The 9,266-nt window shown below is 72.4% G+C and carries 11 protein-coding genes; 3 read left to right on the top strand and 8 right to left on the bottom strand.

Annotated elements, in window-relative coordinates; genetic code table 11:
• The first annotated feature begins 556 nt into the window (after nt 1–556).
• Nucleotides 557–1,414: a homocysteine S-methyltransferase gene (mmuM, locus tag ACZ6YG_RS05125; protein ID WP_148034751.1), complete on the top strand. Its 858-nt coding sequence runs from the start codon at nt 557–559 to the stop codon at nt 1,412–1,414.
• 16 nt (nt 1,415–1,430) lie between these two features.
• Here mmuM and ACZ6YG_RS05120 read toward each other — a convergent pair whose 3' ends face one another.
• Nucleotides 1,431–2,138, bottom strand: a complete 708-nt coding sequence (locus ACZ6YG_RS05120) for a lysophospholipid acyltransferase family protein (RefSeq protein ID WP_148032777.1) — start codon at nt 2,136–2,138, stop codon at nt 1,431–1,433.
• A 148-nt stretch (nt 2,139–2,286) separates the two neighbouring features.
• Here ACZ6YG_RS05120 and ACZ6YG_RS05115 point away from each other — a divergent pair, with 148 nt between their 5' ends.
• Nucleotides 2,287–3,045 (top strand): alpha/beta hydrolase, encoded by a 759-nt coding sequence (locus ACZ6YG_RS05115; protein ID WP_219544651.1) that lies wholly within the window; start codon nt 2,287–2,289, stop codon nt 3,043–3,045.
• Between the two features lie 46 nt (nt 3,046–3,091).
• Nucleotides 3,092–3,553: a hypothetical protein gene (locus tag ACZ6YG_RS05110; RefSeq protein WP_148032779.1), complete on the top strand. Its 462-nt coding sequence runs from the start codon at nt 3,092–3,094 to the stop codon at nt 3,551–3,553.
• On the opposite strand, the gene ACZ6YG_RS05105 is transcribed toward ACZ6YG_RS05110, so the two are convergent.
• From ACZ6YG_RS05105 to ACZ6YG_RS05075, 7 genes are read right to left on the bottom strand one after another with little or no spacing between them, the layout of a single operon-like run.
• Nucleotides 3,550–4,662 carry a ligand-binding sensor domain-containing protein gene (locus ACZ6YG_RS05105; protein WP_261808681.1) on the bottom strand — a complete coding sequence of 371 codons (1,113 nt, stop codon included), beginning with the start codon at nt 4,660–4,662 and terminating at the stop codon, nt 3,550–3,552. The genes ACZ6YG_RS05110 and ACZ6YG_RS05105 overlap by 4 nt on opposite strands.
• 38 nt (nt 4,663–4,700) lie before the next feature.
• Nucleotides 4,701–5,399 (bottom strand): endonuclease/exonuclease/phosphatase family protein, encoded by a 699-nt coding sequence (locus tag ACZ6YG_RS05100; RefSeq protein WP_148032780.1) that lies wholly within the window; start codon nt 5,397–5,399, stop codon nt 4,701–4,703.
• A gap of 5 nt (nt 5,400–5,404) precedes the next feature.
• Nucleotides 5,405–6,337, bottom strand: a complete 933-nt coding sequence (locus ACZ6YG_RS05095) for an ROK family glucokinase (protein ID WP_148032781.1) — start codon at nt 6,335–6,337, stop codon at nt 5,405–5,407.
• 15 nt (nt 6,338–6,352) lie between these two features.
• Nucleotides 6,353–6,790: a hypothetical protein gene (locus ACZ6YG_RS05090; protein ID WP_148032782.1), complete on the bottom strand. Its 438-nt coding sequence runs from the start codon at nt 6,788–6,790 to the stop codon at nt 6,353–6,355.
• Between the two features lie 38 nt (nt 6,791–6,828).
• A complete protein-coding gene (locus ACZ6YG_RS05085; RefSeq protein ID WP_219544654.1) occupies nt 6,829–8,010 on the bottom strand; it encodes an ArsA family ATPase in 1,182 nt (393 codons plus the stop codon).
• Between the two features lies 1 nt (nt 8,011).
• Nucleotides 8,012–8,449, bottom strand: coding sequence for an SRPBCC family protein (locus tag ACZ6YG_RS05080; protein WP_148032784.1), 438 nt, complete (start codon nt 8,447–8,449; stop codon nt 8,012–8,014).
• 48 nt (nt 8,450–8,497) lie between these two features.
• On the bottom strand, nt 8,498–9,265 hold the full coding sequence (locus ACZ6YG_RS05075) for a metallophosphoesterase family protein (protein WP_466017265.1): 768 nt from the start codon (nt 9,263–9,265) through the stop codon (nt 8,498–8,500).
• Nucleotide 9,266: the final 1 nt, after the last annotated feature.

The raw sequence follows: 9,266 nt of genomic DNA, 5'->3' as shown, positions 1-9,266 counted from the left end.
GACGACGCGCTCCGCCGGAAACCCGGCCAAACCCGAGAGCCGAGCGGCGCCGCCCGACGACGCGCTCCGCCGGAAACCCGGCCAAACCCGAGAGCCGAGCGGCGCCGCCCGACGACGCGCTCCGCCGGAAACCCGGCCAAACCCGAGAGCCGCGCGGGGCCCCGGACGGCGCGCAGCGCCGTAAAGCCACGCGGCCGGACAGCGCGCAGCGCCATAAAGCCACGCGGCCGGACGGCGCCCCCCGCCGGAGAGCCTCGCCGTGTTGCGCGGCGACGCGCCGAAGGGCTTTGTTTGGGGTGATTTCTCACAGTCTTGACATCCTCCAGACCCTGGATGTCGGGAGAACGCTTGCTGCGGTATTACACCGGCTTCAGCAGGCCTTTCGCCTCTTCGTACGCCCTGCGGGGAGGGTGTCCTGCGGGGTCCGATTCCTCCCACCCGGGGGCGGGGTCTCCTCTGGGACGGCTGACAAACGAGCGGATGACGGTCCCGGGAAAACGCATGCCTGAGGGGCCGGACAACCCCGTCCGGACCATATTCTGGACGGGTGACCACGATGGTTCTGGACGGTGGGCTCTCCACCCAGCTCAGTGCGCTCGGCGCCGACCTCGGCGACGAGCTCTGGACGGCGCGCCTGCTCCTCGACGACCCCGGCCTGATCCGCCAGGCGCACGCCGCCTACTTCGCGGCCGGCGCCGACGTGGCCACGACCGCCAGCTACCAGGCGTCCGTCCCCGGCTTCGTGCGCAGGGGCCTCGACCGCGGCCAGGCCGAGCGCCTGATCCGCGCGTCGGTGGAGGTGGCCGCGCAGGCCCGCGACGAGGCGGGCCACGGGCTCGTCGCCGCCTCGATCGGCCCCTACGGCGCCTACCTCGCCAACGGCGCCGAATACACCGGCGACTACGGCATCGACGAAGACGCCCTGCTGGCCTGGCACCGCCCTCGCTGGGAGATCCTCGCCTCCTCGGAGGCCGACATGCTCGCCTGCGAGACCATCCCGTCGTTCGCGGAGGCGCGGGCGCTGGCCAGGTTGCTGGCCGAGACGCCGTCGGTCAAGGTGTGGGTGAGCTTCTCCTGCCGCGACGCCGCCCACATCAGCGACGGCACCCCGATCACCGAGGCCGCGGCCCTGTTCGCCGGCAACCCGCAGGTGGTGGCCGTCGGCGCCAACTGCACCGCCCCGCGGCACATCCCCGGCCTCATCGCCGCGCTCCGCGGCGGCCTGCCCATCGTGGTCTACCCGAACTCCGGCGAGACCTGGGACGCCGCCGCCCGCCGCTGGCGCGGCCTGGCCGACCCGATCGAGTACGGTCAGGCGGCCAAGGAGTGGCAGGCGGCGGGGGCCTCACTGATCGGCGGCTGCTGCCGTACGACTCCCGAGCACATCCGGCAGATCGTCGCCCACCTGCCCTGACAGGCGGGAGCCGGGGTCATTCGCCCTTGGCCGCGGCCCTGGCCGCGCGCTCCATCTCGACCCTGGCGCTGGCGGCGTACTTGTCGACGTACTCCTGCCCCGACAGCTCCATCAGGGCGTACATGATCTCGTCCGTCACCGCGCGGAGCACCAGCCGGTCGTCCTCCATGCCGTAGTAACGGGAGAAGTCGAGCGGCTTGCCGAACCGTACCTCGGGCCGGATGCCGAACTTCGGCAGCGGGCGGCCCGGCGGCATCATCTCGAAGGTGTTGACCATGGCCCACGGGATGACCGGGGCCCGCGACTCCAGCGCCAGCCTGGCCACGCCGGTCTTGCCCTTGTAGAGGCGGCCGTCGGGCGAGCGGGTGCCCTCGGGGTAGATCCCGAGCAGGTGGCCCTCGCGCAGCACGCGAAGACCGGTGCGGAGCGCCGCCTCGCTCGCCTTGCCGCCGGAGCGGTCGATCGGGACGGTGCCGACCCCGCTGAAGAACATGCGGGTGAAGAAGCCTTTGATGCCGCGCCCGGTGAAGTAGTCGGACTTGCCCAGGCTGATGACCTTGCGGCGGAGGTGGAGCGGGCCGAAGAAGTGGTCGGCGAAGGAGAGGTGGTTGCCGGCGAGGATCGCGGGCCCCTCCTTGGGCACGTTGTCGACGCCTTCGGCCCACGGCCGGAAGACGATGTGGAGGATCGGCCCCAAGATGGCCTTGACCACCCAGTAGAACACCCGGCCACCTCTTCCTCACGCGACGGTCGGCAACGCGTAGTCATCTTCCCATCCCTCGGTGGATGCTCCTACACCAGCTCTCGCACAAATGCCCTGGATCGTGCGACGATCGGGCAGTTCCGGGATGAAAAAGCATGGAGGAGCTGTTATGCCGCTCATGCCAGGCGCCGAGCCCTATCACCACCGAGCAGGTCCGATCGGCGTGCTGCTGTGCCACGGCTTCACCGGCACGCCGCAGTCGCTGCGCCCGTGGGCCGAGTATCTGGCCGCGCACGGGCTCACCGTGTCGCTGCCGCGGCAGCCCGGTCACGGCACCACCTGGCAGGAGATGAACCGCACCCGCTGGGAGGACTGGTACGCCGAGGTGGAGAAGGCGTTCGAGGACCTCCAGGGCCGCTGCGCCGAGGTGTTCACCGCGGGGCTGTCGCTGGGCGGCTGCCTGGCGCTGCGGCTGGCCGAGATGCACGGCGACGGCGTGCGCGGCGTGGTGGTGGTCAACCCGTCGATCACCAACGACGTGTGGCTGATGAAGCTGGCGCCGCTGCTCAAGTGGTTCGTCCCGTCGGTGCCCGGCGTGGCCAACGACGTGAAGAAGCCGGGGGTCACCGAGCTGGGCTACAGCCGCACGCCGGTGAAGGCGGCGGCGTCGCTGCCCGAGCTCTGGTCGCTGGTGCAGGCCGACCTGGACAAGCTGACGCAGCCGGTGCTCGTCTACCACAGCACCGACGACCATGTGGTGAAACCCGCCTCCGTGGCCATCATCCGTGAGAAGGTCCCGCAGGCCACGATCGAGGAGCTGGCCGATAGTTACCATGTTGCGACGCTGGACAACGATGCCGACAGGATCTTTGCCGGGAGCCTCGACTTCATCCGAACCCATGCCTCGGTACCCTTGCAGAGGGACTGATCGCACCCAGGGGGAAGTCGCGATCGCTGTGGAGAGGCCCATCTAGGTGACGCCCCAGAGTGACGAGGACGAGGTCTGGCGGCAGATCGTCGCGTCCTTCAACGACACCGCCGAGCGCGACTCGGCCGATCAGCCCTGGCCGGACAGCGAGAACGTCCCGGTCGAGCCCGGGCGGCGGGTGGTCAGGCCGCCGGAGGAGTTCGCCGAGGACGACGAGCACGGCGCCGACGACGACGATGACGAGAAGCCCCACGAGGACGACGACCACTACGTGCCGCCGCCTCCTCCCCCGCTGCCGAAGCTCGACCTGCCGGCCAAGCTCGCCTGGGTGGCGCTGTTCGGCGGTCCGGCCTACCTCCTGATCGCCGCGATCGCCGACTGGCACATGGAGGGCTGGGCGCTGTTCACCGCGGTGGCGGCGTTCATCGGCGGGTTCGTGGCGCTGGTGGTGCGCATGGGCGACGGTCCCAGCGGCGACTCCGGGTGGGACGACGGCGCCCGTCTCTAGGACTTCTTCGGATCGCGCGGCCCGAAGGACTCCACCACGTCGGTGTAGCGCTCCTGGGCGTCGACGGCGTGGCCGACCGCCCACACCGCCTGGCTGCCCGCCAGGTAGGTGACGGCCTGCAGGCGGACGCTGCTCCTGCCGTCGGCCGCCTTGCCCCGCACGACGTCGCAGGAACGCCTGCCGCAGCGCAGCATGTAGGCCTCGGCGGCGTGGCCGGGGTCGTAGCCGGAGATCCAGTAGTGGCCCTTGCCGTCGCCGGTCACCCCGTAGAGCCGGGCCGCGCCGGTCGGGACGGGCAGGCGCCGCCACTGCTTGCCGTTCCACGTGAGCGCGAGCGGCTCGACCTCGCCGGGGCCGTGGTAGACGCCGCCGACGGCGAGCGCCCGCTTGGCGCTGTCGGTGTGCACGTCGCGCAGGTAGCCGCCGGCGATGGCCGGCGTCTTCACCCGCTTCCACGAGCTGCCGGACCGCTTCATGATCAACGGTCCGGTGCCGGTGTCGCCGACGGCGAAGTCACCGTCGACGGCGTAGAGAGCGCCCTTCTCGCCGGTCTCGCGGACGAGCCAGTCGCCGTCTTCGCGGGTGACGACGAGCGCGTGCTTGCCGCGGCTGCCGACGCCCACGACCCGGTCGGCGCCCGCCTCGACGCCGCCGAGCCAGTCGCCGCTGCGCAGCCCCTGGGGCCTGATCCGGTCGAAGCCGCCGACGTTGCCGTGGGCGATGTAGGGCACCCCGTCGTGGCCGTCGCCGACCGCCCACACCTCGCCCGCCTTGGCCGCCGAAACCGACCGCAGGTTGCCGGCGCCGGTGGCGTCGCGGATGCCGATCTCGCTCCACCGCTCGCCGTTCCAGTGGCGGATGGTGCCGCGGTTCTTCCACACGTCCCAGATCTGCTGCTGGCCGACGGCCCACACGTCGCCGGGCGACAGCGCGAGCACGTCGGAGAGCGACCCGTCGACCGGCAGCTGCACGCTCGTGGTCCGCTGCCACGCGTCGTTGGCGGCGGGGCGTGGACGTGGATCGGCATGCGCGGCGGTCGGGAGGCCGGGTACGGCCAGGACGGCCGCCAGGATCATGGTGAGCGCACGCCGCCGAGAGCGACGGGTCATGAGGGAAATGCTACGGGTTGCGCGACGCCGATCACCCTTCACTCTCCAAGTCGGACCTCGGCGACGACGGGCAGATGGTCGGTGGCACCGGCCAGATCGGCGCCGGAGGCGTCCACGCCGCCGCAGGACACCACCCGGATCCCGGGCGCGGCGAACAGCCCGTCGATGCGGTGCAGGGGCCGCCTGGAGCTGAAGGTCAGCCCGTCGCCCCGGGGCGCGGCGGCGTAGCAGTCGGTCAGTTGTCCTGCGAGGTAGCGCCAGGCGGGCTGGTGCGGGCTCTCGTTCACGTCCCCGCCCAGCACGACGGGCGCGCCGTACGGTGCCGCCATCCGGCGCAGGCGGGCCACCGCCTCGGCGGCGTGGTGGAGCCTGGCCCGGCCGTCGAGGTCGAGGTGGACCGAGCCGACGGCCAGGAGCGCCGGGCCCGCCCGCACGACGGCCATGGCCAGCCCGCGCGGCTCCAGGCCGAGGAAGACCCGGAGCAGGCGGCTCTCCGCGTGCACCGGCCGCACCCAGGGGGCGGCCAGCACCGCCACCCCGGCCACGCCCTGACCCGCGACCAGGCGCAGGCCGCAACGGGCCGCCAGCGCGCGGCAGCGGGCCCGCCAGCCGGCCAGCCGGGGAGCCTCCTGCAGGCAGACCAGGTCGGCGCCCATCGCGCTGATCACGCGGACCAGCGCGGGCACGTCGTCCCGCAGCCCGCGCAGGTTGTACGTGCCGATCCTGAGGGTGGTCAACCGGCTCAGCGCCGGCGGGCCAGGTCGGCCGCGCCCACCAGGCCGGCGGAGGGACCGAGCTCGGCCAGCCGCACCTCGGCCACCGGCCGGTGGCCCCTGCCGGTCAGCCGTTCCTCGAAGGCCTTCCTGGCGCGGTCGACGAACAGGTCGGCCGCCCTGGACACGCCGCCGCCGAGGATGAAGCAGCCGGGGTCCAGCACGGCGGCCAGATCGGCCATGCCCTGGCCGAGCCCGTCGGCGAGGACGGCGAAGGCGGACAGCGAGGCATCGTCGCCCTGGCGCGCCGCCTCGGTCACCTCCTCGCCGTCGATCTTGCCGCCGGCCAGCCCGAGCAGGATCTCGGCCCGTTCGGGGTGCGCGGCGGCGATCTCCCTGGCCTCGACGACCAGCGCGTTGCCGCTCGCGTACTGCTCCCAGCAGCCGTGCAGGCCGCAGCCGCACAGCCGCCCGCCGGGCACCATCTGCGTGTGGCCCAGCTCGGCGCCCATCCCCCAGCGGCCGCGGTAGAGGGCGCCGTCGAGGACGATGCCGCCGCCGATGCCGGTGCCGATGGTCAGGCAGACGATGTGCGACTGGCCGCGCCCCGCGCCGTACCTGAACTCTCCCCAGGCCATGGCGTTGGCGTCGTTCTCCACCACGACGGGCAGCCCGACCAGGCCGCTGATCCGCTTCTGCAGCGGCTCCTCCCGCCAGGCCAGGTTGGGCGCGAAGCGCACGACCGAGCGGGACTCGTCGACGAACCCGGCCGCGCCGATGCCCACCGCCTCGATCTCCCGCCCGGCGCCCAGCTCGCGGACGCAGGCGGCGACGGTCTCGGCGACCAGATCGGGGTGTTCGGCGTCGGTGGGCCTGAGGGTCTGCTCGACGATCACGCCGTCGTCGTCCACCACGCCCGCTGCCACCTTGGTGCCGCCGATGTCCACACCGATCGTGAGCATGACGCATCCCCTCAGCTAGTCCAGGTCTATGTGTTCCACATTGTCGCGGTCGTCGCGCCCCCTGTCGTCCCGCTGACGCGGCTCGGGGCGGCTGCCGAGCACGTCGAGCGCGCCGCGGAAGGCCGCGAACAGCTCGCCGCCGGCCGCCACGAGGTGGGTGGCGACGTCGGCGGTGCCCTCGGGGGCGCGGCCGGCGCCCGACTCGCGCTGCGCGGCGATGGCCCGGCAGACCGGGCAGGCGCGGCAGATGTACTCGTCGTCGGGCTCGGCGACGGCCTCGCTCCACACGTCCTTCTCGGATCGTCCGCCGCCACCGGTGAACGAGTGGAAGACGGACTTCCCGACATGCCGGGTGGCGCGGCCCTGCAAGCTGTCGAAGAGCTTGCGCGCCTCCTCGGCGACGGCGCCGATGGGATCTCTGTCGTTCTCTGTGTTGCGAGTGTTCTCGGTCATGGGACCCTCCCGGTCGGTACGGCGTCCGCCCTCTTCGCTCACGTGCCGTCCCGGCCGTGCGCTTCGTCGGTTTCCGCCTCCGAGGTGAACCGTACCCGGAGCAGGCCGTCGCGGAGCACGGCCCCACTGATCTTCCTTCGCGCCAGCGCCATGGGCAAGGCCAGGATGCGCCGGTACGGGCCCGCGGTGATGATCAGTTCGTCGCCCTTGCGCGCCAGGTCGACCTCGCCCCGTTCGGCCCCGGGCAGGGCCAGGGTGAGCTCGTCGGCCGACAGCCGCAGCGGGGGCTCCACCGAGGGCGGCGCGAACGGGTCGCACTCGCCGTACAGCGCCTCGCCGACGGCCGCGAGCGCGTGCCGGCCGACGGGCTCGGCGGGCAGGTAGGGCACGGTGTGCACGGGCAGCGGCGCGAACGACTCCTCCGCCTCGGCCAGCAGCCGCGACTGGGCGGCCACCCAGCGGGCGCGCCACTCGTCGGCGTCCTCGCCGGGGAAGATCCGGTTGGCGATGACCGCGTCGACGCGGTACCCGTACAGGTTGAGCGAGGTGAGGGTGCGCCTGGCCTCGGCGAGCACCACCGCCTCCGGCGTGAGCACGAGGCGCACCGAGGCGTGGTCGCCGGTGAGCAGCTCGCGCACCTCCAGCAGCCCGCGGTGGAAGCGCTCGCCGGCGCTCATCACCTCCTCGCCCGGCGTGCTGACCCTGGCCACGCCGCGCACCAGCGGGGCGGCCAGCCGCATGAGCCTGCGGCCGACCGGCAGCAGCCGGTTGACGTGCCAGTCGAGCGCCTCGGGCAGGGCGAGCAGGCGCAGCGTCTCGGCGGTGGGCGCGCAGTCGACGACGATGACGTCCCAGCGGCCCTCGCGGGCGTGCTCGCGCAGCTCCAGCAGGGCGATGATCTCCTCGGCGCCGGGCAGGACGGTGATCTCCTCGGAGGTGATCTCGTCGAGGCCCAGCTCGACGAGCACGCCGCGGGCGTACTCCCGCAGCTCTCCCCAGTGGCGTTCGAGCGTGCGCTGGGTGTCGACCTGGTGCAGGTGGAGGCCGGGGGCGATCTCGCCGGGCTCGGCGTCGAGCGCGTCGGCCAGGGAGTGGGCGGTGTCGGTGGAGACGATGAGCGTCTTGAGCCCGCGCCGGGCCGCGAGGGTGGCGGTGGCGGCCGCGGCGGTGGTCTTGCCGACGCCGCCCTTGCCGGTGAAGAGCAGAACGCGCGGAGTCACCTCAACGACCTTCGACACGCTTCTTGAGACCCTTGAGCGCCGTGTCGACGATCACCTTCTCCGCCTTCCGCTTGATCATGCCGATCATGGGGACGGCGAGGCCGACGGCGAGCTCGTACGTCACCTCGACTCCCTTGCCCGTGTCCGCCAGAAGGTAACGCCCGTCGAGCTCGGAGACCATCTTGCCGGGCTCGGACACCTGCCAGGTGACGCTCTCGTCGCCGTTCCAGGTGTAGGCGAGGGTGTAGGTGTCGCTGATCACTCCGGCGTCGAGCACGAACCGCACGGTCTCCGGCCTGCCGTCGGGGCCGCTGCTGAGGACCTCGGCGCTCTTGACCTGACCCGCCCATTCGGGGTACGAGGGAAGGTCCGCGATGACCGCCATCACGCGGGCGCGGTCGGCGTCGACGGTGATACTCGAACTGGTGCGATCAGCCATGGGACCAAAGTAGTGCAGAAACCCGCCTCAGCGGCGGAGCGGCCCGGGTCACCACTCGAGGACGTACGGCACGCCCCTGCCCCTGAAGTGGCCGACGTTGACGCACTCGGTGCGGCCGATGCGGGTGCGGCGGTGGAGCGGCTGGTGGACGTGCCCGAACAGGGCGTAACGCGGCTGGGTGCGCCTGATCAGCTCCAGCGTGGCCTCGCTGCCCCGCTCGAAGCGCCGGGCCACCACGTCGTAGAGCAGCTCGGGCACGGCGGGCGGGATGTGGCAGCACAGCACGTCCACCTCGCCGATCGCCTCCACCTTGGCGGCGAACTCCTCGTCGCTGATCTCGTTGGGGGTGCGGTAGTCGGTCTTGAGCCCGCCGCCGACGAAGCCGAAGCGCAGCCCGCCGATCTCCACCGTCTCCCCGTCGAGCACCCGGTGGCCGGGCCTGAGGTAGTCGCCGCCCAGGCGGGGCACGTCCACGTTGCCGTAGGTCAGGTAGGCCGGCGCGGGCATGGCGGCGAACAGCTCGGCGTACTGGGCGCGCACGTGGCGCTCGATGTGGTCGCGGGGGTCGCCGTCGAGGCTCGCCCACAGCTTGGCCGACATCGCCCTGGCCTCGTCGAAGCGCTTGGCGGTGCGCAGGGCGATGAACTCCCCGGCCCGTTCGGCGCCGAACAAATCGGCGAAGATGCCCTGGCCGTGGTCGTCGTAGTCGATGAACAGGATGAGATCACCGAGACAGATCAGCGCGTCGGCGCCGTCTCCCGCGGTCGCCAGCGCGTCGGCCCTGCCGTGTACGTCACTGACCACATGGACCCTCATG

The organism is Nonomuraea sp. NPDC054003 (assembly GCF_055585125.1).
This window is presented reverse-complemented; position numbering and strand designations above follow the sequence as displayed.

Coding starts and splice junctions, on each gene's coding strand:
- mmuM (WP_148034751.1), top strand. CDS start 557: ATGGTTCTGGACGGTGGGCTCTCCACCCAGCTCAGTGCGCTCGGCGCC.
- ACZ6YG_RS05115 (WP_219544651.1), top strand. CDS start 2,287: ATGCCGCTCATGCCAGGCGCCGAGCCCTATCACCACCGAGCAGGTCCG.
- ACZ6YG_RS05105 (WP_261808681.1), bottom strand. CDS start 4,662: ATGACCCGTCGCTCTCGGCGGCGTGCGCTCACCATGATCCTGGCGGCC.
- ACZ6YG_RS05095 (WP_148032781.1), bottom strand. CDS start 6,337: ATGCTCACGATCGGTGTGGACATCGGCGGCACCAAGGTGGCAGCGGGC.
- ACZ6YG_RS05090 (WP_148032782.1), bottom strand. CDS start 6,790: ATGACCGAGAACACTCGCAACACAGAGAACGACAGAGATCCCATCGGC.
- ACZ6YG_RS05080 (WP_148032784.1), bottom strand. CDS start 8,449: ATGGCTGATCGCACCAGTTCGAGTATCACCGTCGACGCCGACCGCGCC.
- ACZ6YG_RS05075 (WP_466017265.1), bottom strand. CDS start 9,265: ATGAGGGTCCATGTGGTCAGTGACGTACACGGCAGGGCCGACGCGCTG.